Below are 21,758 nucleotides of genomic sequence, written 5' to 3'. Positions count from 1 at the left end.
GATGACCGATCTTTATCAGTCCCAGCGCGCCATGCGGCAGATGCGCAGACAAGCCATGCAACGCGGTGTTGTCGCCATTCTCGATGTTGGCAGCTCCAAGATTGCCTGTCTTGTATTGCGCTTTGACGGGACCGGACGCCTGAGCGAGGACAACACCATCGGGTCGATGGCCGGGCAGACCGGCTTTCGTGTGATTGGTGCTGCGACCACACGGTCGCGGGGCGTTCAATTTGGCGAAGTCACCGCTATGCAGGAAACCGAACGGGCGATCCGAACCGCCCTGCAGGCGGCGCAAAAGATGGCCGATATCCGGGTCGATCATGTGATTGCCAGCTTCTCGGGTGCGAATCCACGCTCTTATGGGTTGGATGCACAGGTCGATCTTGAGGGTCAGGTCGTGACCGAGGCCGAGGTTGGCCGTGTCCTGAACGCCTGTGATGTGCCGGATTACGGGGCAGGGCGCGAGGTATTGCATGCCCAACCGGTCAATTTCGCTTTGGACAACCGCTCAGGTCTGATCGATCCGCGCGGCCAAATGGGGCAGAGCCTTGCCGTCGACATGCACATGCTGACCGTCGACGCGACTGCGATCCAAAACATTGTGCGCTGCATTAAACGCTGCGATCTGGAATTGGCCGGAATTGCAAACTCGGCCTATGTGTCTGGTGTTTCCGCCTTAGTCGAGGATGAGCAGGAACTGGGCGCGGCCTGTATCGACATGGGTGGCGGCACGACCAGCGTGTCGATCTTTATGAAAAAGCATATGATTTACGCCGACTGCGTTCGCATGGGTGGGGATCACGTAACCTCGGACATTTCGATGGGGTTGGGTATTCCGGCCTCGGTGGCGGAGCGGATCAAAACCTTTAACGGCGGCGTTCACGCAACGGGCGCGGATGATCGGGACCTGATCGACATCGGCGGGGATACCGGCGACTGGGAACATGACCGTCGCACCGTCAGCCGTGCTGAACTGATCGGCATCATGCGCCCACGCGTCGAAGAAATCCTTGAAGAAGTGCGCGTCCGTCTGGATGCGGCCGGGTTCGAGCATATGCCCAGCCAGCAGATCGTCTTAACCGGTGGTGGCAGTCAGATCATGGGCCTGGATGGCCTTGCGACCCGCATCCTTGGGCAGCGCGTCCGCCTTGGCCGGCCTTTGCGTGTTCATGGTCTACCGCAATCGGCGACCGGGCCGGGATTCTCTTCCGCAGTTGGGCTCAGCCTGTTTGCAGCGCACCCACAGGACGAATGGTGGGACTTTGAAATCCCTGTCGACACCTATGCCGCGCGCCCGTTCAAGCGGGCCGTGCGTTGGTTCCGTGACAATTGGTAAGCTAGGGGTCGCAGCGCTACTGGCCCTGACACCGCTGACCGCTCAGGCGCAAACCCGGATCACCCCCGAGGCATTTCTGGATGCGGTTCTGGGCAAAACCGTCGACTTTCATGACTTTCGCAGCGGCGACCTTGTTGGCACCGAAGAATTTCTCAGCTCCACCGTTTCGGTTTGGCGCCGTGAAGGAAGAGGGTGCGTTTATGGGCATATCACAACGCCGAACGGGCAAATCTGTTTTCTCTATGATGATGCAGTCGAAGGGCCAGCCGTGTGTTGGTGGCCTTTCGAATATAAGGGCAATTTGATGGTGCGACTGGCCACTTTTGCAGACAGCGAAATCCAGGAGGTGCGCAGCATCACCGAGGACGGTTTGAATTGTCCAAGTGCCCCGATCAGCTAAAGAAATGGGTTGCAGCTGACTCGTTTATCCCGCAAGATATCCACAAGGCCCGACAGAGGCCCGCGGCAGGACCTGAGCAGTTTTCCGCAGTTTGACAGTTTATGAGTCCCTTTGGTGATGCGTCGGTTAAGTGCCGCGCGCAAATCGCCTGTTTTGTGCTACATTGAGTTCTTTACGCAACATCTGGCAGTATTTGCGAAATACTGCCGGTCAGCGCCTTATTTCCTCCATATTTTGTGGAATTACGCGATTTTTGGCGTGACGTTTGCCGTTTCAAACGGTAGGATTGTTAGTGGATAGGTAAGAAAAACACCGCTTTGGCGGGAACAAAAAAACAGGCGGACAGAGCATGACATTGAATCTTTCGATGCCCGGGCACGACGAACTGAAGCCTCGGATCACAGTATTTGGCGTTGGTGGTGCAGGCGGCAACGCTGTCAACAACATGATTGAGAAACAGCTGGACGGCGTCGATTTTGTGGTCGCCAACACCGATGCGCAGGCACTGCAACAAAGCCAGTCCTCGGCACGGGTTCAACTGGGCGTGAAAGTCACCGAAGGTCTGGGGGCAGGGGCCCGTCCGACTGTGGGTGCGGCAGCAGCCGAAGAAAGCATTGAACAGATCGTTGATCACCTGGCCGGCGCGCATATGTGCTTTATCACCGCCGGTATGGGCGGCGGCACCGGGACGGGTGCGGCCCCGATTATCGCGCAAGCTGCGCGGGAACTGGGTGTGCTGACCGTTGGTGTTGTGACCAAGCCCTTCCAGTTTGAGGGTGCCAAGCGGATGCGTCAGGCCGAAGACGGCGTTGAGATGTTGCAAAAGGTCGTCGACACTCTGATTATCATTCCCAACCAGAACCTGTTCCGTCTGGCCAACGAAAAGACCACCTTTACCGAGGCGTTCTCGATGGCGGACGATGTTCTCTATCAGGGCGTCAAAGGCGTGACCGATCTGATGGTCCGTCCGGGCCTGATCAACCTCGACTTTGCAGATGTTCGCGCCGTGATGGATGAGATGGGCAAAGCGATGATGGGAACAGGCGAGGCCACCGGCGAAGATCGCGCGGTTCAGGCCGCCGAGAAGGCGATCGCCAACCCGCTGCTGGACGAAATCAGCCTCAAGGGTGCCAAGGGCGTTCTGATCAACATCACCGGCTCGCACGACCTGACCCTGTTCGAGCTGGACGAAGCCGCCAACCGTATCCGCGAAGAAGTGGATCCCGAGGCTAACATCATCGTTGGCTCGACTCTGGATACCGTGATGGAAGGCGGCATGCGCGTATCGGTTGTCGCGACCGGTATCGATGCCAATGAAAAGCAGGAAGATGTCCCTGTCGCGCGTCGTTCAATGTCGGCACCGCTGACCCGCACCGTTTCGGCAGAAGAGTCGGTTCAGGAAGAGGCTCCGGTTGCTGCGGAAGTCGCTGAGCAAGCGCCGCAGCAAGATATGGTCCGCGAACCCTCGCTGTTTGAAGCGCCGGAAGAGCCTGCACAGCCGCAGTTCCAGTCGCGTGCCCGGCAGGATGATGATGGTCTGCCTCCGCCGGCTTATCAGCCGCGCGTTGCCGAATTCGAACCGACCCCCGAACCGGTTGAGCCTGCGTCCGAAAACTATGTCGCGCCGCAGCCTCAACCGGCAGCGGGAACACCGTCGCCCGAGGCGCTGCAGCGATTGCAGGCCGCAGTCCAGAACGTTCCGCCGTCCGAGCGGAGCCCTTCGATGGCCCGCCCTGCAACCCCGCAGCCGACCCCTGTACCGCAGGAAGAAGCGCATGATCGTCCCCGGTTTGGCTTTAACCGATTGATCGATCGGATGACCGGTCACGCGGCAGATACTCCGGCGCAACCACCACGTCAGCAGCCCGTTATGCGCCAATCTGACGCTACGGCACCTGCAAGGGATGAGGTCGACCCCGAACAGGACCGGATCGAAATTCCAGCCTTTTTGCGGCGCCAGGCCAACTGATCGCGGTAACAAAATGAATGCTGAGGGTCGCCAAATGGCGGCCCTTTCTTTTTGTTTTACAGATGTTTAAGGAGGTGTAAGCAGGGATTTGCCGATCTGTCACATACATGTTTCATTCGGTTGCAAAGAGTGAGTTGAGCCTTGACGCCGCCTTCCTTAACTGAGTGTCCAACACGGCCAAACGAGGCCGGACACCACTCTTCGAGGTTCACCTTGCAACATACGCTCAAATCTCCGGTCACGTTTACAGGCGTCGGACTGCATAGCGGTAAGCCTGCGACGATGGTCCTGAAACCGGCGGCTGCCGGTCACGGCATCTGGTTCAAGCGGACGGATATTGAGCTGGGCAATGCCCTTGTCCCTGCGATCTATGACGTGGTTGAGCGCACTCCGCTGTGCACCCGCCTGATCAACGACGCGGGTGTGTCTGTGTCTACGGTTGAGCACATCATGGCCGCGTTGGCCGGTTGCGGAATACATAACGCACTGATCGAGATTGATGGTCCCGAAGTTCCGATCATGGATGGGTCTTCGATTGACTTCGTTCGCGGTATCATGGCGAAGGGCGTGCGTCGCCAAGCCAGCCCGGTTCTGGCCTATGAGGTTCTTAAGCCGGTGACCGCTGTGCGCGAAGGTGCTAGCGCTTCGATTGCGCCTGCAAACGGTCTGATCATCGACTTTCATATCGACTTCGAAGACGGTGCCATTGGCAACCAGACCAAGACGCTGGATATGCGCAACGGTTCGTTCGCACGTGAGCTGTGTGACTGCCGGACGTTCTGCCGCCGTACTGATGTTGAGGCGATGCGCGAAAACGGGCTGGCTTTGGGCGGTACTCTGGAAAATGCCGTCGTTGTTCAGGGTGACGAAGTCCTTACCCCGGGCGGTTTCCGCCGCGCGGACGAGGCCGTGCGTCACAAGATGCTGGATGCCCTTGGTGACCTGTATTTGGCAGGTGGTCCGATCTTTGGTCACTTTACCGGGGACAAATCCGGCCATGCAATGACCAATACTCTGCTGCGCAAGCTGTTCGAGACGCCGGGTGCGGTCCGTCCGATCCTGTGCACGCCTGAACAGGCAGCCCGCCTTCCAGGGCAGGGGCTGGTCCGGGACGAAATCCCCGAAGTCGCCTGATTGGATCAACTCTTCCGACAATTCTGCGAAGGGGCGCATAAGACGTTTTGCACCGGAATTTTATGTGCTAGACCTTGGCCTAAATCGGGGCTTAACCCCGTCAAGTAATACGACAAGGATAGGCGGAATGGTTGGCAGCAAAGCGGCAGTCAGGTTCGCAGGCGCGATTCTTCTGACAGCAGTTTTGACGGCGTGCGCTGGAAAAGGCGCAGACCGCAATCAGAACCTGGAAGGGTTCACTCCTGAACAGATTTTCACGCGCGGCGAATATGAGCTGTCGCAGAATCGTTCGGACGATGCGGCGTGGTATTTTTCAGAAGTTGAACGTCTGTATCCGTATTCCGATTGGGCCAAGCGCGCGCTGATCATGCAGGCGTTCTCATACCACTCGGACAAAAACTACGAAGAGAGCCGAGGCGCCGCACAACGGTACATCGACTTTTACCCGACGGACGAAGATGCGGCTTATGCCCAATATCTTCTGGCGCTCAGCTATTATGACCAGATTGACGAGGTCGGGCGCGATCAGGGCCTGACTTTTCAGGCGTTGCAATCGCTGCGCACCGTGATCGAAGTCTACCCGGATAGCGAATACGCGACCTCTGCGGTGCTGAAATTCGATCTGGCCTTTGACCATCTGGCTGGCAAAGAGATGGAAATCGGGCGCTACTATCTGCGCCAGGACCATTATACCGCAGCCATCAACCGGTTCCGTGTTGTGGTTGAGGATTTCCAGACCACATCTCACACCGCCGAAGCTCTGTACCGCTTGATTGAAGCCTATCTGGCACTGGGTCTTGTGGATGAGGCACAGTCGGCGGGGGCCATTCTTGGGTACAACTATCAATCGTCCGAATGGTACGATGCGGGCTATTCGCTGCTGACGTCACGCGGGTTGGATCTCAAGAGCCGTGGCAACAACTGGCTCAGCACGATCTACCGTCAGACCGTCAAAGGTGAGTGGTTGTAATCGCCATGGCCAATGGGGTGGGACGCTAAGACCCGATGCTGCGCGCCCTCGATATCCGTGACATGCTGATCATCGACCGGCTGGAACTGACGTTTCAGCCGGGCCTGAATGCGTTGACCGGTGAAACCGGTGCGGGCAAATCGATTCTTCTGGATTCGCTGGGGTTTGTTCTGGGCTGGCGTGGCCGGGCTGAACTGGTCCGTCAGGGCGCCGCCCAGGGTGAAGTCGTGGCGGAGTTCGAATTAAACGAAGACCATCCTGCACATGCAATTCTGGCCGAAGCGGGCCTGCCCGGCGGAGAGGAACTTATCCTGCGGCGGGTGAATACGGCCGAGGGGCGCAAGACCGCGTGGGTCAATGATCGCCGTTGTTCGGGCGAGGTGCTGCGCGCATTGTCCGAGACCCTGATCGAACTGCATGGTCAACACGATGATCGCGGCTTGTTGAACCCGCGCGGTCACCGGGCAATGCTGGATGATTACGCCGGAGTCGATGGCCACCTTGCAACGGTGCGGTCCTCTTGGTCCGAGATGTCACGTGCGCGCAAAGCTCTTGCTCAAACGGAATCCACCCTTGCGGCGATGCGCGCGGAAGAGGAATTTCTTAGGCATTCGGTATCCGAGCTTGATCAGCTGGACCCGCAACCCGGCGAGGACGCCGAGCTCGATGCCCGCCGTCGCATGATGCAAGGAGCTGAGCGTATCCGGGATGATGTCGCGCGGGCTTTCTCTCTGCTAGGCGGGGACGGGGCTGAAAGCGCAATGGCGGACGCTGTGCGTTGGCTCGAAGGCGTCTCGGACAATGCCGGCGGCCAATTGGAGGCACCAATCGCGGCCCTGGGGCGCGCCCTGATCGAATTGGGTGAGGCGCAGGACGGTGTCGAGGCTTGTCTGCAGAAATTGGATTTCAATCCGGCGGAATTGGAGCAGGCCGAAGAACGCCTGTTCGCCATCCGCGCACTGGCTCGTAAACATGATGTTGTACCTGATGAACTGGGCACCTTTGCCGAAACTTTGCGTGACCGTTTGAACCGGCTTGACGCTGGCGACGCGGATCTGGCCGATCAGCGGGCAGCGGTAGACGCCGCTCAAACCGCATATGACGACGCAGCGGCCAAGCTTAGTGCTGCGCGACAGAAGGCAGCCGGGCGGCTGGATGCCGCCGTGATGACCGAACTCGCCCCGTTGAAGATGGAGCGCGCTGTGTTCCAAACCGAATTCACGGCGTCAGACCCCGGTCCGGAAGGCATCGACGCTGTTGCGTTCACAGTTGCTACCAACCCCGGCGCACCTTCTGGCCCGCTGAACAAAATCGCCTCGGGCGGGGAACTCAGTCGGTTTCTTCTGGCGCTCAAGGTCTGCCTGACCGGGGATGACAGCGCGCGCACGATGATTTTTGATGAGATCGACCGGGGCGTTGGTGGCGCAACTGCCGATGCAGTCGGGCGGCGTCTGGCGTCGCTGGCGCAGGGTGGGCAGGTGCTGGTCGTGACGCACTCACCGCAGGTGGCGGCCCGCGCGGCGCATCACTGGCGGGTTCAAAAACACGTCACCGACGGGCAGACCCTGTCTACTGTTGTGCCGCTGGCAGAACCTGACCGTGTGGATGAAATTGCCCGTATGGTCGCAGGTGATACGATCACGGACGAGGCGCGTGCTGCCGCCCGAGCCCTTTTGCAGGCCTGAGGCAATTCTGCCGCTTTCGCGTGTTCAATCCGTCGCGATCCCACTTTTATAAGGGCGCTCCGTGGCTTACTAAGGGGAAAGACGTGATCCCTGAGGGCCAATGACCCAATCAACCCGCACTGTTCTGCGCAACCAGCTCAATCAGGCTTTGGCCGCGATCAAGGACGCTTGGCGGGTGATGCGGCGGCGTGGGCCTAGCCAGATTCAGTTCTGGTTCATTGCGCTGGCGATCGGGATTGCGGCAGGTTTCATGGCATTGGGGTTCCGCAAAGCCATCCGGTCGCTGCAGGCTTATGTCTATGATACGGATGACATTTTGCTGCTACACAGCCATGCGGAAAAGCTACCTTGGTTTCTAATCCTGATCATTCCCATCATCGGTGGGCTAATCGTAGGCGTGATCCTGAACAAATTCACTGATGACGGGCGCGTGCGATCCGTCGCTGACGTCATCGAAGGGGCCGCAGTAACCGATGGTCGTGTAGAAGGCAAAGCGGGTATCGCGTCGTTCTTTGCCTCGTTGGTCACGCTCAGTACAGGCGGGTCCACGGGCCGAGAGGGACCGGTCGTGCACATGGCTGGCGTTATCTCGACCTGGGTCAGCAACCGCATCCATGCTGATGGCATTACCGGGCGCGACCTGTTGGGGTGCGCCGTTGCCGCAGCCGTCTCGGCCAGCTTTAACTCACCGATCGCAGGTGCGCTGTTCGCGCTTGAGGTCGTGCTGCGCCACTTTGCAGTGCATGCCTTTGCACCCATCGTGATCGCTTCGGTTGCGGGGACGGTGATCAACCGGCTGGAATATGGCGACGTGACCGAGTTTGTTCTGGATACACCCGGTTCCCTTCAATTCTACGTGGAATTGCCCGCCTTCCTGCTACTTGGCCTAATCTGCGGGCTGGTTTCGCTTCTGCTCATGCGGTCGATCTTTTTTGCCGAAGATATCGGCAACCATATCCAGAACCGGCTTGCCTTGCCTGGCTGGCTGCGCCCAGCTGTTTCAGGTGCGATGTTGGGACTGCTGGCGATCTGGTTCCCGCACATCATCGGCGTTGGGTATGAAACGACGATCCGCGCCTTGGCTGGTGACCTGACCCTGAGTTTTGCCATCCTGTTTGCCGTGATCAAGACGGTTGCCGTGGCGATCACCATGGGCGGGCGTATGGGCGGCGGGGTGTTTTCCCCATCTCTGATGATTGGGGCGTTGACCGGGCTGGCCTTCGGCCTGATCGCAACCGGGCTGCTGCCTGATGTTTCTGGCACCCATACGCTCTATGCCTTTGCCGGAATGGGGGCCGTTGCTGCCGCGGTTCTGGGCGCACCGATTTCGACCACGATGATTGTCTTTGAACTGACCGGAGACTGGCAGATCGGCCTGGCCGTGATGGTGTCGGTGTCGATGTCGACAGCGCTGGCCTCGCGTCTTGTGGATCGGTCCTTCTTCTTGACCCAGCTGGAACGTCGTAACGTGCATCTGGCCGCAGGGCCGCAAGCCTATCTGCTGGCGATGCTGCGAACCGGCGCGGTCATGCGCCCCTTGGGCGATTCGCGCTCGATCACGAAAGAACAGGCGGTCGAATTGATCGAACAAGGGCTATGTGTTCAAGCTAGCGCCACGCTAGAGGCCGCGATGCCTTATTTCGACAGGGATGACATCCCCTGTATTCCGGTGGTGATTGTCGAAGAGGACGGCAGTGAAAACCCGGTCGGAGCGCTTTACCACGTCGATGCACTGAAAGCGTATAATCGCGCCTTGGCTGCCACGGCGGCTGAAGAGCACTCTTAGCGATTATACACTGTTGCGGTATCGCCCAGGTAGTTGTCCCAAGCAAACCAGTACGAAATATGGCCTGCGACCCGGGGCAATTCCGTGCCTCCCGGTCCAACCAGCGCCTCTTCGGTCATGGTCCACTTCTGACCCGTTTCATCCACCAATTCGCTGCCAGACGCAGCGAACTTGTGGGATGCGCGTTCATAAGCCCGCACTGCGCGCTTCTCGTCGTTTCCGATAAGCACCAGAGGCCGGTTGGCGATGGCGTCGTTGATTACCCGGCTCCTGCCGAACGCATCCAGGGGCCATGCTCGCGCCGCGCCGAATTGCCGGATGGCGAAAACATAGTCTTTCTGCCTGTGGCTGGACTGATCGACCAGCGCCGGGAACATCAATTCGGACGAAGCGAAATACTCCCGATACACGACACCCGACCCATAGTTCCGCCGGTGACCGGTGTTCATTGAAAGAACTTTCGTTTTGGGATGCGATGTTTTCCAACTTTGCCATGTGGTGATAACCACCGGGCGTTGTTTCAACTCGATACCGCTGCCGACAAGCGCGCCAACAACTGGCTTACCGGTATATTGGTTCCACAGGGAATGCGTCTGACGATCGAACATCAGTTTATTGGATCTGTACAGAAAACCGGATGAGCCGAAGATCAGCGGTTTGCTGCGACCCGGCACTTGCGTTTCAAACAGAATGCCTGAACCACACAGTGTGCAGTAGGCCAAGGCTACCGGAACCCCGCCAATCACCTCGTTGAACATTTCATGCCAGCCCATGATCCGCAGCGGGTAAGCCCGTTCGTCCCCGTTGATCGAAACGCCAAAGACCAGGTCATCGTCTTTAAGGTAATCTGAGCGTGCGGCAGGGATCAGCGCCGGATTGTCCAGCGATGGGATGCCGTCCTTGTTCACACCACCCCACGCGATCTCTTCAAGCCGGATCTTCATCTTGTCGCGCTGCAAATACTTTGGTTTCAGGAAGACGTCGAAATTCGTATCAATCCCCAGGAGAACCTCGCGCTTGAACGGGATGAGCGAGGGGTGCGGTACGATTTGCGGGTTCTTTTCCTGCCAGAGCATCCACTCAAACCAGTCTTTGCCGATACTCTCACCAGTCAGGGTCTGCATGACCTTCACGATGTCGCCGCTGCGACGTCTGGCGTATCGCATACCGGTCAGCAAAGCAGGCACCACATCCGGGTTGCCGCGTTGTACGAGAAAGGCCATGCCTTGCTCAAACTCTGCGTTGCTTCCGTACAAGGTGGAACGCACAGCATCCAGCACGGGGTCTTGTTGCGCGGACAACGTGCCCGGCAACAAAAGCACGGTCGCCAATGATCCTGCGAAACTGCGACGGGTAAGTGACATGGCATCCTCTGGACGGTGTTTGGTGGCATTGTGCACTCTTGATGCCTCACATGCATGCAACAGCCCCGTGATTGGATCGTGATCAAGCCCTGTCAGTTGCGAGCGCGCTGTTGAACTACCAACGAAGACGATATGCTTGCATGTTTTCGTGAAATTTTCCGGTTAGTCGCACCCAAAAAATGTCACAGATTTTTTGTCACGATGCCAAAAACGATAATACTTGCTATGGGTCTGAAATCCTGGCCATGCTAGGGCGGCCCGGCCAGGTATTTTTTTGGTCGCGTACGAACGGCAGCAGCCCATCGCAGATCACTGACATCCATGGCACAGGCCTAATGGGTCTTTTCGTCACGACATTGCCTCGACCGAGCGGGTCAGAGAGGCCATCTGAGGGATTTAAATCTGTTCGACCTTAACGGAATCGACGTGGTAAAACGCGACATAACCCTTGATCTCGGCCATTGCGGCAACCGGGTCCTCATAGCTCCACGCAGCGTTTTCGGTCACCGACGATTTGTTGACGATTGAGAAATGCGTTGCATCGCCTTTGTGCGGGCAATGTGTGACCTTTTCAGTACGGTCCAGAAACGCCATTCCGATATCGGCGCGGGGGAAATAGATCACCGGCTCCAGATCACCTTCCAGCAGCTCCAGCGCATTCATGCTCTCTCCGAGAACGGCGCCCCCGGAACGAACGCTCCATTTTCCTGCCGCATTGCGGATCATTATGTCTGTCATCTCTGCTTCTTCCCTCGTCTTCAGTACGGATCACTCCTCTGCCCGGTTTATGTGACAGTCCAGTGTCAGATCGGCGCAGTTGCGGCATCCAACCACAGTTGAGCGTCGTCGCCCAGCCTTGGACGAACTTTTTCCGCAACGTCGCGGTGGTATGCGTTAAGCCACGCGCGTTCTTCTGCCGTTAGCATATCGACTACAATCAGCCGCCGGTCAATTGGAACGTATGTGAGCGTCCGCCAGGTCAGCATCGCACGTTCAGCGTCTGCGGTGGGCAGCGCCGGAGCATCTTGAACCACAACAAGGTTCTCGATCCGAATGCCGAACGCGCCTTCGCGATAATATCCAGGCTCGTTGGACAGGATCATGCCCGGCTCCAATGGCACATGGCTGACCTTTGACAAGCGCTGCGGCCCTTCATGGACGCTCAGATACGCGCCGACGCCATGGCCGACCCCGTGATTGAAATCCTGGCCCGCTGCCCACAAGGGGGCGCGTGCGATGCATTCGATATCTCGTCCGGCCAGCCCGGCGGGCCAGCGCAGCATGGACATATCGATCATCCCTTTTAGCACGCGGGTAAAGCAGGCTTTTTCCTGATCGCCTACTTCCCCTATCGCAATGGTGCGGGTGATGTCAGTTGTGCCATCCAGATACTGACCACCGCTATCCAAAACCAACAGGTGCCCATACTCCAGCCGGCTGTCGGTTTCTTCGGTCACCCGGTAATGCATGATCGCGCCGTTGGGCCCGGTGCCCGCAATCGTGTCGAACGAGATATCCTGTAGCGCGTTTTCCCGGCGGCGGTTTTCCTCAAGCTGCGTGACCACCTGCGTTTCCGTCATTGTGCCCGGGGTCTGTGCATCCAGCCAGCATAACGTCTCAATAACGGCGACCGCGTCGCGAAGATGCGCTTCGGCACTTCCAGCGATTTCGGCCGGATTCTTGCGAGCTTTGGGCAAGGCACAGGGATCCCCTGCATCCATCATCTTGTCGCTGAGAACGTCAGCAACTGCTTGCGGCAAAGTCCCCAAGTCGACTTGAACCTTGCCGTCCAAACCCGCAGCGGCTTCCAGAAACAACTGTGGGTCGTGAACCTGAACTTGGTCGCCCAGGTGATCCAACACCCCGGCCAGCTTTTGCGCCGCCATGAACAGATCAACCCGACCATCGGCATGCAGAATGGAAAACCCATGTGCCACCGGGTTATACCCGATATCTGATCCACGAATGTTAAGCAGCCACATGATCGAATCCGGCAATGTAATGATGGCCGCATCACACCCGTTCCGTTTTAAATCCTCCGCTAGCCGCGCGATTTTGCTTGTGGCTGTTTCCCCTGCAAACTCAATCGGATGCGCCTTAACCGGGTTCATCGGGGCGTCCGGCTGATCCGGCCACACCCGATCCACCAGATTGTCACACCGAACCAGCTCGATGCCGCTCGCGTTCAACTCATTCTTCAGGCTGGAAATCTGCCCAGCTGCATGCAGCCAAGGATCAAAACCAACCTTTCCGCTGTTCGGCAACTGGTCTTTGAGCCAAGCGCTCAGGCTGGTTTCGGGCCACGGCACGGGAGTGAAATCCGCCGCAACCTGTGCTTTGACCTGCGTGCGATATCGGCCATCGATGAAAACGCCTGCAATATCGGTCAGCACTGCACAGAAACCGGCCGACCCGGTGAAACCCGTCAGCCATGCCAGACGTTCATCGCGTGGGGCCACATACTCGCCCTGATGCGCATCTGCGCGTGGGATCAGAAAACCGTCCAACCCATCCTGCGCCATCTGGGATCGCAAAGCGGCCAGTCTGGGCGGTCCCTGTTCCGGACGCGCAGTGACTGCAAAGGACTGAAACATGTGACACCTCTCGCAAACGGGGGCAGTCCCCTTCATCTTTTGAAAAATACTCCTGACGGAGGCAGGGCCAGCGTCAGCTGGCCCTTTTCATCCCCATCACGCGCGCACGCGCTCGCGGATCGCTGTCGAACAATGCCGCCAACTGTTCAGTCATCGCACCTGCCAGCTGTTCGACATCCGTGATAGTTACTGCGCGGTCGTAGTATCGGGTTACATCGTGGCCGATGCCGATGGCCAAAAGCTCGACCATCTTGCGTTTTTCGACCATCCCGATCACGTCGCGCAGGTGTTTTTCCAGATAATTCGCGGGGTTAACGCTGAGTGTTGAATCATCAACCGGCGCACCGTCCGAGATCACCATCAGGATTTTGCGCTGCTCGCGTCGCGCAAGCATCCGGCGGTGCGCCCATTCCAGTGCTTCGCCATCGATGTTCTCTTTCAGCAGGCCTTCTTTCATCATCAAACCCAAGTTGGGTCGCGCTCGACGCCACGGGGCATCCGCACCTTTATAGATGATGTGGCGCAGATCGTTCAGACGCCCCGGCTGTTGCGGGCGACCGTCATTCAGCCATGCCTCACGTGCCTGGCCGCCTTTCCAAGCGCGCGTAGTAAAGCCAAGGATTTCGACCTTCACGTTGCAACGTTCCAGCGTCCGGGCCAGAACATCGGCACAGATCGCCGCGATCGAGATCGGACGACCGCGCATCGAGCCCGAGTTATCCAGCAGCAGTGTCACCACCGTATCGCGGAACTCGGTGTCTTTCTCGACCTTGAAGCTCAGCGGCGTGGTCGGGTTGGCCACAACACGCGCCAGTCGCCCGGCATCCAGAATACCTTCTTCGCGGTCAAACTCCCAAGAGCGGTTCTGTTGCGCCTGCAAACGGCGCTGCAGTTTGTTCGCCAGACGGCTGACGGCACCCTTAAGCGGCTCAAGCTGCTGATCCAGATAGGCGCGCAGCCTCTCCAACTCGGCAGGCTCGGCCAGATCCTCGGCTGCGATCTCTTCGTCATATGTGCCAAGGTAGACCTTGTAATCCGGATCGGCTTCGGATGCAGGCGGCAGGGTAGGCGGCTCCATCGGGGCCTCGCCCTCGGGCATCTCGGCCTCGTCGCCCATCTCATCCTCGGCCATCTCGTCCATCGAGACCTGGGCCTGAGATTGGTCCTGCTGCTCTTCCTGCGATTGCTCGGGTGTCGCGTCGGCGTCCTGCTCGTCCTGATCATCCTGACCGGTGCTGTCGGGATCGGGCTGTTCTTCGGCGTCGTCCTCGGCCTGATCTTCCTGATCTTCGTCCAGTTCGTCCGGGTCTTCGCCCAACTGGTCGCCATACCCCAGATCCTTGATCATCTGACGGGCAAATTTGGCAAACTCGGCCTGATCCGACAGAATCTCCTGCAGGTTTTCCAGCGTGCCGCCAGCCTGCTCTTCGATGAAGCCGCGCCACAAGTTCATGATGTTCTCAGCCGCAGGCGGCAGGTCCCGCCCGGTCGCCAGATGGCGGATCAGATATCCTGCAGCAACCGATAGCGGTGCATCAGCGGGTTGTTTGCACTGGTCGTAACCGCGGCGCAGCGCCTCGTGCCCAATTTTAACATCGATGTTAGAGGCCGTGCCGGGCATATCCCGCGCGCCCATCGCCTCACACCGGGCAACTTCCATGGCCTCGTAAAGATCCCGCGCCATATCGCCCGGAGGCGCATAGCGATTATGGGTCGCATCGTCATGATATCGGCGCTGCAGCGCCAAAGCATCCGCCGTACCGCGCGCCAGCAAAACCTCTTCGCGAGTCATCCGCCGAGAAACCTGCGGCAAACGCATCGACTCGCCCGACAAGCCCGAGGGGTCGACAGTATAGCTCACCGATAATTCGGGATCATCGGCCATCACCTTGGTGGCTTCGGCCAAGGCCTTCTTGAACGGATCGGCGGGGTTGTCGTTTGGTTTAGACAATGAACGTACTCCAGATCATTGCTGCCAAGAAAAGCACTAAGAATTCCCAGCGCAGCCGTGTCAGGTGGACATGCTGCGGCGCCGTCATTTCTGAAGGCGCCGTCTTTTTCCAATCTACTTTGTCAAAAAGCCAAGCTGAATCAAGAACAACCCAGATAGATGCTATGACAAAGAAGATTATCACCCCAAACTCACGCTCGCCGCGCTTTCCGGCAGTTCCTCGTCGAAGCAACGCTGATAGAACTCGGCCACGGTCTGGCGTTCCAGCTCATCACATTTGTTCAAGAAGGACAGGCGGAAGGCGTAGCCGACGTCGCGGAAGATCTCGGCGTTTTGGGCCCAGTTGATCACGGTCCGGGGACTCATGACGGTGGACAGGTCGCCGTTCATAAAGGCGGTCCGAGTGAGGTCGGCGACGGTAACCATTTGGCTGACGGTCTTGCGGCCTTTTTCGGTGTTGTAATGCGGCGCTTTGGACAGAACGATCATCGTCTCGGCATCGTGGCTGAGGTAGTTCAGTGTCGAGACCAGCGACCAGCGGTCCATCTGTGCCTGGTTGATCTGCTGCGTTCCGTGATACAGGCCAGTTGTGTCGCCCAGACCGACGGTGTTCGCGGTGGCAAACAGGCGGAAGTTCGGGTTCGGCGTGATAATCTCGTTCTGGTCCAGCAAGGTCAGTTTACCGTCATGTTCCAGAACACGCTGGATCACGAACATCACGTCCGCACGACCTGCGTCGTATTCGTCGAAAACGATGGCAACGGGGTTGCGCAGCGCCCAGGGCAGGATGCCTTCGTGGAACTCGGTCACCTGTTTGCCATCACGCAGCTTGATCGCGTCCTTACCGATCAGGTCGATCCGGCTGATGTGGCTGTCGAGGTTCACACGCACGGCGGGCCAGTTCAGCCGGGCCGCGACCTGTTCAATATGGGTCGATTTGCCTGTGCCGTGATAGCCTTGGATCATCACACGCCGATTGTGCGAAAAGCCTGCCAGAATGGCCAGTGTGGTTTCTGGGTCAAACTTGTAGGTCGGGTCGATCGCGGGTACGCGGTCACTGCGGTCAGCAAAGCCCTTGATCGCCATGTCGGTTTCAATACCGAACACGTCACGGACCGAAATTTCTTCGGTGGGTTTTGCGTTTACGTCGATCGATCCGTCAGCCATTCGCCTTGTCCTTATCCTTTGCCCCGCGTTGCCGGGTTTGAACTCGTGTGTGGTGCAACATATTGCGGGCAAGGGCAAGGGAAAGCCGTGTTGGTAGGAACTTAGGCGGATGTTTCTTTGAAACTGGCCTTATCGATGTTGCGTCCAATGTCTCAAGCTAATCTTTCAAATCTTGGACAGCCCGAATTTTGGGTCCAGAACGCCGCCACGCAGTCCCGTGAAGCATTAATATTGCAATAGTAAGATATGATGAGTTAAATATGCATATATGATTATGCAAAAGCGGTTCCCGATTTTGTTTTTTAAGAGTGTAGGTACAAATGTCGTTAGTAATCTCAGGTCCGACTTCTATCTCGATCCCCAGTGGGTCGACCTCGGTTATGGAGCAGTATACCACGACCAAAGCTGTGACGTGGAGCGTGACCGTAACTGGCAATGGTGGATTGGATCCCTCCGACTACACTGTTTCAATTTCAGATAGCGGAGTTTTGACCGTTGAGCTTACTGAGGGGGCAGACATCCCTCCGAATACGCAACTCACGGTTCGAATAGGGGCGACGACGGGGAAACCAGGGGCCGGTAACAATGCCACACTGGATGTGACAGTCGACCTTCCTGCGGGAACAGTGCCGTGTTTTGTAAAGGGGACTTTGATAGAAACCGAAAAAGGCCATCGCCCTGTCGAAGAACTGTCGGTTGGGGACAAAGTACGTGTTTCCAGCGGTGAGCTGCTACCCATTCTGTGGATTGGCAAGAAGACTCTTAGCGCGGAAGCGTTGCAGCAAATCCCGCGATTGCGTCCCGTTTGTATCAAAAAAGGAGCGATCGGAGATGCTTTGCCTGACCGCGATTTGTACTTGTCACCGCAACACAGAATTGTTCTGGAAGGGTGGCGCGCCGAATTGTTGTTCGGTGAGCCGAGGGTTTTTGCAGCGGCAATACATCTTGTGAACGACAACACTATTCGACAGGTGTGGTCCAATGAGGCGGTGACATACTTCCATATTGCCTGCAACCGCCACGCAGTTTTGATGTCGCACGGTTTGCCAACGGAAAGCTTGTTTCTGGGTGATATGGCGCAGTTGTCTTTCGGTCGCGGAGATGTAGAAGAACTTCGTGTGCTCTTTCCAGAACGGTTCAGCCGTGGACCCGCCTGGAAAAAAACGCGTGTGCGTTGCTTGAAGCGCCCCGAAGCCGAGCTTTTACGGGAAATGATCAAACAATAGATCGACTACCTAAAGTTCCGGCTGTCCTTGATCTGATCCCACGCCCAGACAACCTCTTGCAACTGCTCTTCCTGGGAACGGTCGCCGCCGTTCATGTCGGGGTGCAGAACCTTGATCAGCTTTTTGTACGCCTTGCGCACCTCGGCCTTGGTCCAGCTGTCATTGGCTTCCAAAATTTCGATCGCGCGGCGTTCCGTGGGGGGCAGGCGGCGGCCGCCACCACCTGTGGTGCGCCCTTTGTTCTGTGTGCTGTTTGCACCCAGCACCTGATGCGGGTCTTCGATGCCCAGACGCGCCCATGCGCGCGCTTCGGGATCACCCATCGGCTTGGTCTCGCGCTCCCACACTTTGTCTTTGGATCGCTGCGCATTTAGCTCGGCTTCGGTGGTGCCGTCGAAGAAGTTCCACTTGTTGTTGTATTCGCGGACGTGCTGCTGGCAGAACCAGAAAAAGTCGTCCAGCACGTCAGGGGCCTTGGGTGCACGGAACTTGCCCGGTTCTTCGCAACCTTCGTGATCGCAGATACGCGTCGAGGTTTCAGACGCGCCCGACATTCCGCGACGCCCCCGCGGGTTCTTCTTCTTGGAAGTGGATACGGACATATCAAATCCGAAGGGGTCTGACTTCACCATGTGCTCATCCTTAAGAACGCATCTTTTCGACTCGGAGGCAGCAGTTTAGTCTAAGCAGCCGAAAGTAGAAGAGGGGGGGCGGTAAAATTTTCGCCCGTGAGCAAAAAAATGACTGTTACCGACGAGATCCGAACCCGCCTGACGGCAACCTTTGAACCGCGTGAGCTGGAAGTCGTAGATGACAGCGAAAGCCACCGAGGGCACGCCGGGTTTCAAGAGGGCGGCGAAAGCCATTTCAACGTCCGTATTCGTGCCAACGCTTTTCAGGGGCAATCCCGCGTCGCACGCCACCGTGCCGTACATAAGGCACTGGGCGACATCGTGCCCCGCATTCATGCGCTGGCGTTGGATATTGATACCTGAACAGGTGCCTAGGCGACCAGAGAAATGGCCCTGTTAACCGCGATTCCCTGATTCACCGCGCGATAGGTGGGAAAAGGCAGCCGGTGCGTCGCATCAATGTCTCGCTGAATCCAGTCTTGCTCTTCAAGGCGGTGAAGCGACGTCGACAGGGCGCGATCGGAAATCGTGATCAGACCGGATTTGAGAGTCGAGAATCGTTGGGGCCTGTCGGTCAGCGCCAGAATAGGTGCCGTCCAACTGCGTCTGAGCAACGCGAAATCAACGTCATCTGGCACGGCATTCACGATCCTGCTGGCGATTTCGGCCGCAGATACACCCGCTCGGGTCAATCGAAATTCGGGGCGCAGTGGATGACCGTGGCCGGGATTCCGCTCCAAAAAACCCAATTGAATCAGGTGGTCAAGGCTCTGGGCAAATGCCGTTCTGCCGGCGCTTGTCGCAGCCAGTAGCGGTGCCTGTCGTCCCGGCATGCCTTCATGCATTAACGCCAGAATGTTCAGGGACCAGGCGCGGGATGTAAGCTTGACAAGAATCGTTATGTCCATAAAGTATAGTTACTTTAATTTTCGCCAAAAGGATAGTTCAATGCCACTCGTTTCACTGGAAAACACGATCACGCTCGCCATGTCCGTGCGAGACAGGCATGTCAGTGCCGAATGGTATCAGGCCAAGCTGGGGTTTGAGCTGATCCACCATATTGACGAAGCCGGTTGGAGCGAGATGAAGACCAAAACCGACGGAGTGACCTTGGGCCTGGGTGAGCAGGCCGAGCCTGCGCCGGGCAATACGGTGCCGGTGTTTGGGGTGTCAGATATTGCGACGGCGCGTCAGGCGCTCGAATCCTCGGGCGTCAGATTCGATGGGGCGACTGAAACGATCGAGGGCATGGTCAGCACCGCAACGTTCTACGACCCGGACGGCAATGCGCTGATGCTGGCGCAGGATCTTAGCCAAGCGGCAAGCGCTGCCGAGTAATTCAGCTGCATGCTGTGAAAACGCGGAGCAGACCGCTTAGGTCTGCTCTTTGTCCTTTTCGGACAGATCCGTGGGCTTCAGGGTCAATGGTGGGTCTTTGACCTCTTCTGAAATTGGTGCAGGGGCCTGCACTTCTTCTGGTCCGGGTACCGGCTGAGCCACGGGTGCATCATCGCTGTCCTCAACCGGCTCGCGCTCCGAAGAAAACTCAACTGCAACCTCTCGCCGAAACACCAGAACATTGCGCCAGTTCACGGTGGAACTGGTCAGGCCTGCGCGCTCCTCGCTGGGCAGAAGTTCCGCACGCTGGTAATCCCAGCCATCCTGCCCCATCTGATTCAGGATCTGTTCGATCGACACTGCAAACCGCCCTTCGGCAGTTTTGACGCCCTTGGCCTTAGTGCCTTTTTGCGGGGCGGGGACAACTTTGTATTCGTAGCGCTGCATCAGATTTTCCTGGTTGCCGATCCCCAGCAATCTAACATGTTGTCGGGTTTCGAACAGTCATCATCGCCCGTTGGGCAAATTCTGTTTTGTCTGTTGCGCCCCGCGCGCGGGACCGGAAAGGTCCGGGCCAAACGCACGGGCCCTGCCGTAGCAGTTTCTTGGACCGAAAGGCTTACGAGCTCAGCTTTTTGCTGACCAGCTCGTTGACGGCTTTGGGGTTCGCCTTGCCGCCGGTTGCTTTCATGACCTGACCAACAAACCAGCCTGCCAGTTTCGGGTTCACCTTGGCCTTTTCGACCTGTGCCGGATTGGCCGCGATGATTTCGTCCAGCGCAGTTTCGATGGCACCGGTGTCGGTGACCTGCTTCATGCCTTCAGTTTCGACGATTTCATTGGGATCGCGGCCAGACGTAAACGAAATTTCGAATACTTCTTTGGCAATCTTACTAGAAATGACGCCTTCACGCATCAGTACGATAATCTGCCCGAGCTGCTCCGGTGAAATAGGGCTGTCAGAAATGTCCAAGTTGGCATTTTTCAACGCCCCAAATAGATCATTTACGACCATGTTCGAAACACCGTGCGCCACCGTGTTTTTCGAAGATTGAATTTCTTTGGTGCTAACACCGGTGCCATCGACGTAGGCAACTGTACCTTCGAAGTAGTCCGCTGACTTTACTTCTGCGGTCAAAACGGAAGCATTGTAATCCGTCAGTCCGAACTCTTTGATAAAGCGCGCTTTCTTAGCATCCGGTAGTTCCGGAAGCCTGGCTGCGATGTCATCAACCCACGCCTGTTCAATCTCCAGGGGCAGCAGGTCAGGGTCAGGGAAATAGCGGTAATCATGCGCTTCTTCCTTTGACCGCATTGAACGGGTCTCACCCTTGTCCGGATCATACAGGCGGGTTTCCTGATCGACAGTGCCGCCACCTTCGACGATGGCAATCTGACGCCGGGCCTCGACCTCGATCGCTTGCTGGATAAAGCGCATCGAGTTCATGTTCTTGATCTCGCAACGCGTACCCAGATGCGAGAAGTCCTGCGTTTCCTGATACTTTTCATAGGCACCGGGCAGGCAGATCGAGACATTCACGTCCGCCCGCAAGTTGCCGTTTTGCATGTTGCCATCGCAGGTGCCCAGATAACGCAGGATTTGGCGCATCTTGGCGATGTAGGCTGCTGCCTCTTCGGGGCCGCGAATATCGGGGCGGCTGACGATCTCCATTAGGCAAACACCGGTCCGGTTCAGGTCGACAAAGGACATATTCGGGTCCATGTCATGGATCGATTTGCCGGCGTCCTGTTCCATGTGGATGCGTTCAATCCGCACCATGCGCGCGGTGCCGTCGCCCATTTCCACCAGCACTTCACCTTCGCCCACGATAGGCTGGTACAGCTGAGAAATCTGGTAACCCTGCGGCAGGTCGGGGTAGAAATAGTTCTTGCGGTCAAAGGCCGATACCAGGTTGATATCCGCCTTCAGGCCCAGACCGGTTCGTACCGCCTGTTCAACGCAGTATTCGTTGATCACCGGCAGCATTCCCGGCATCGCCGCGTCCACGAATGCCACGTTCGAGTTCGGCTCGGCTCCGAATTGGGTCGATGCGCCCGAGAACAGCTTGGCATTGGACGAGACCTGCGCATGCACCTCCATCCCGATGACCAGTTCCCAATCGTGCTTGGCCCCGGCAATGGTTTTGGGTTTGGGCATTTCATATGTCAGGTCGAGCATGGCGCGCCTCATTTCCGCAGAAGTCTA

General features: G+C 57.6%; 19 protein-coding genes. 10 read left to right on the top strand and 9 right to left on the bottom strand.

The window, feature by feature from the left end; genetic code table 11:
- Position 1: 1 nt before the first annotated feature.
- From ftsA to AC2FLA_RS03390, 7 genes are all read left to right on the top strand, one after another.
- Positions 2–1,336: a cell division protein FtsA gene (gene ftsA / locus AC2FLA_RS03420; RefSeq protein ID WP_058279582.1), complete on the top strand. Its 1,335-nt coding sequence runs from the start codon at positions 2–4 to the stop codon at positions 1,334–1,336.
- The gene (locus AC2FLA_RS03415) at positions 1,323–1,736 is read left to right on the top strand and encodes a hypothetical protein (RefSeq protein ID WP_496720521.1); all 414 of its coding nucleotides are present in this window, start codon (positions 1,323–1,325) and stop codon (positions 1,734–1,736) included. The genes ftsA and AC2FLA_RS03415 overlap by 14 nt, the downstream gene beginning before the upstream one ends.
- 349 nt (positions 1,737–2,085) lie before the next feature.
- Positions 2,086–3,705, top strand: a complete 1,620-nt coding sequence (gene ftsZ, locus AC2FLA_RS03410; protein ID WP_496720519.1) for a cell division protein FtsZ — start codon at positions 2,086–2,088, stop codon at positions 3,703–3,705.
- 213 nt (positions 3,706–3,918) lie between these two features.
- Complete coding sequence (lpxC, locus tag AC2FLA_RS03405) at positions 3,919–4,839, top strand: UDP-3-O-acyl-N-acetylglucosamine deacetylase (RefSeq protein WP_108859456.1); 921 nt, start codon at positions 3,919–3,921, stop codon at positions 4,837–4,839.
- Positions 4,840–4,966: 127 nt separating this feature from the next.
- Positions 4,967–5,809 carry an outer membrane protein assembly factor BamD gene (locus AC2FLA_RS03400; RefSeq protein WP_109313100.1) on the top strand — a complete coding sequence of 281 codons (843 nt, stop codon included), beginning with the start codon at positions 4,967–4,969 and terminating at the stop codon, positions 5,807–5,809.
- 35 nt (positions 5,810–5,844) lie between these two features.
- A complete protein-coding gene (gene recN / locus AC2FLA_RS03395; protein WP_496720517.1) occupies positions 5,845–7,494 on the top strand; it encodes a DNA repair protein RecN in 1,650 nt (549 codons plus the stop codon).
- Between the two features lie 100 nt (positions 7,495–7,594).
- On the top strand, positions 7,595–9,280 hold the full coding sequence (locus tag AC2FLA_RS03390; RefSeq protein ID WP_113789277.1) for a chloride channel protein: 1,686 nt from the start codon (positions 7,595–7,597) through the stop codon (positions 9,278–9,280).
- Here the strand turns inward: AC2FLA_RS03390 and AC2FLA_RS03385 are convergent.
- The 5 genes from AC2FLA_RS03385 to cobS all read right to left on the bottom strand — a co-directional run bounded on the left by AC2FLA_RS03385 (position 9,277) and on the right by cobS (position 16,356).
- Complete coding sequence (locus AC2FLA_RS03385; protein ID WP_496720515.1) at positions 9,277–10,644, bottom strand: DUF3179 domain-containing protein; 1,368 nt, start codon at positions 10,642–10,644, stop codon at positions 9,277–9,279. The two genes, AC2FLA_RS03390 and AC2FLA_RS03385, sit on opposite strands and share 4 nt — an antisense overlap.
- 396 nt (positions 10,645–11,040) lie before the next feature.
- Positions 11,041–11,382 (bottom strand): DUF427 domain-containing protein, encoded by a 342-nt coding sequence (locus AC2FLA_RS03380; protein ID WP_496720513.1) that lies wholly within the window; start codon positions 11,380–11,382, stop codon positions 11,041–11,043.
- Between the two features lie 65 nt (positions 11,383–11,447).
- On the bottom strand, positions 11,448–13,238 hold the full coding sequence (locus tag AC2FLA_RS03375; protein WP_496720511.1) for an aminopeptidase P family protein: 1,791 nt from the start codon (positions 13,236–13,238) through the stop codon (positions 11,448–11,450).
- Between the two features lie 73 nt (positions 13,239–13,311).
- Positions 13,312–15,189: a cobaltochelatase subunit CobT gene (cobT, locus tag AC2FLA_RS03370; RefSeq protein WP_496720509.1), complete on the bottom strand. Its 1,878-nt coding sequence runs from the start codon at positions 15,187–15,189 to the stop codon at positions 13,312–13,314.
- Between the two features lie 180 nt (positions 15,190–15,369).
- Positions 15,370–16,356: a cobaltochelatase subunit CobS gene (gene cobS / locus AC2FLA_RS03365; protein WP_058274350.1), complete on the bottom strand. Its 987-nt coding sequence runs from the start codon at positions 16,354–16,356 to the stop codon at positions 15,370–15,372.
- A 320-nt stretch (positions 16,357–16,676) separates the two neighbouring features.
- Here cobS and AC2FLA_RS03360 point away from each other — a divergent pair, with 320 nt between their 5' ends.
- Positions 16,677–17,582, top strand: coding sequence for a Hint domain-containing protein (locus AC2FLA_RS03360; RefSeq protein WP_496720507.1), 906 nt, complete (start codon positions 16,677–16,679; stop codon positions 17,580–17,582).
- A 5-nt stretch (positions 17,583–17,587) separates the two neighbouring features.
- Here the strand turns inward: AC2FLA_RS03360 and AC2FLA_RS03355 are convergent, their stop codons facing one another.
- On the bottom strand, positions 17,588–18,214 hold the full coding sequence (locus AC2FLA_RS03355) for a J domain-containing protein (RefSeq protein WP_113789269.1): 627 nt from the start codon (positions 18,212–18,214) through the stop codon (positions 17,588–17,590).
- Between the two features lie 108 nt (positions 18,215–18,322).
- On the opposite strand from AC2FLA_RS03355, the gene AC2FLA_RS03350 reads away from it, so the two are divergent.
- Complete coding sequence (locus AC2FLA_RS03350; protein ID WP_496720504.1) at positions 18,323–18,577, top strand: BolA family protein; 255 nt, start codon at positions 18,323–18,325, stop codon at positions 18,575–18,577.
- Between the two features lie 8 nt (positions 18,578–18,585).
- Here AC2FLA_RS03350 and AC2FLA_RS03345 read toward each other — a convergent pair whose 3' ends face one another.
- Positions 18,586–19,122 (bottom strand): winged helix-turn-helix transcriptional regulator, encoded by a 537-nt coding sequence (locus tag AC2FLA_RS03345; RefSeq protein ID WP_496720502.1) that lies wholly within the window; start codon positions 19,120–19,122, stop codon positions 18,586–18,588.
- A 40-nt stretch (positions 19,123–19,162) separates the two neighbouring features.
- Between AC2FLA_RS03345 and AC2FLA_RS03340 the strand changes: the two genes are divergently transcribed.
- On the top strand, positions 19,163–19,552 hold the full coding sequence (locus tag AC2FLA_RS03340; RefSeq protein ID WP_496720500.1) for a VOC family protein: 390 nt from the start codon (positions 19,163–19,165) through the stop codon (positions 19,550–19,552).
- A gap of 36 nt (positions 19,553–19,588) precedes the next feature.
- On the opposite strand, the gene AC2FLA_RS03335 is transcribed toward AC2FLA_RS03340, so the two are convergent.
- Together AC2FLA_RS03335 and gatB are read right to left on the bottom strand one after the other, a co-directional pair.
- On the bottom strand, positions 19,589–19,999 hold the full coding sequence (locus tag AC2FLA_RS03335; RefSeq protein ID WP_282119147.1) for a DUF4177 domain-containing protein: 411 nt from the start codon (positions 19,997–19,999) through the stop codon (positions 19,589–19,591).
- Between the two features lie 172 nt (positions 20,000–20,171).
- Positions 20,172–21,731: an Asp-tRNA(Asn)/Glu-tRNA(Gln) amidotransferase subunit GatB gene (gatB, locus tag AC2FLA_RS03330; protein ID WP_496720498.1), complete on the bottom strand. Its 1,560-nt coding sequence runs from the start codon at positions 21,729–21,731 to the stop codon at positions 20,172–20,174.
- Positions 21,732–21,758: the final 27 nt, after the last annotated feature.

Source organism: Ruegeria sp. CDSA033 (genome assembly GCF_059612305.1).
Note: the sequence above shows the minus strand (reverse complement) of the source record. Positions and strands in the feature narration are given on the sequence as shown.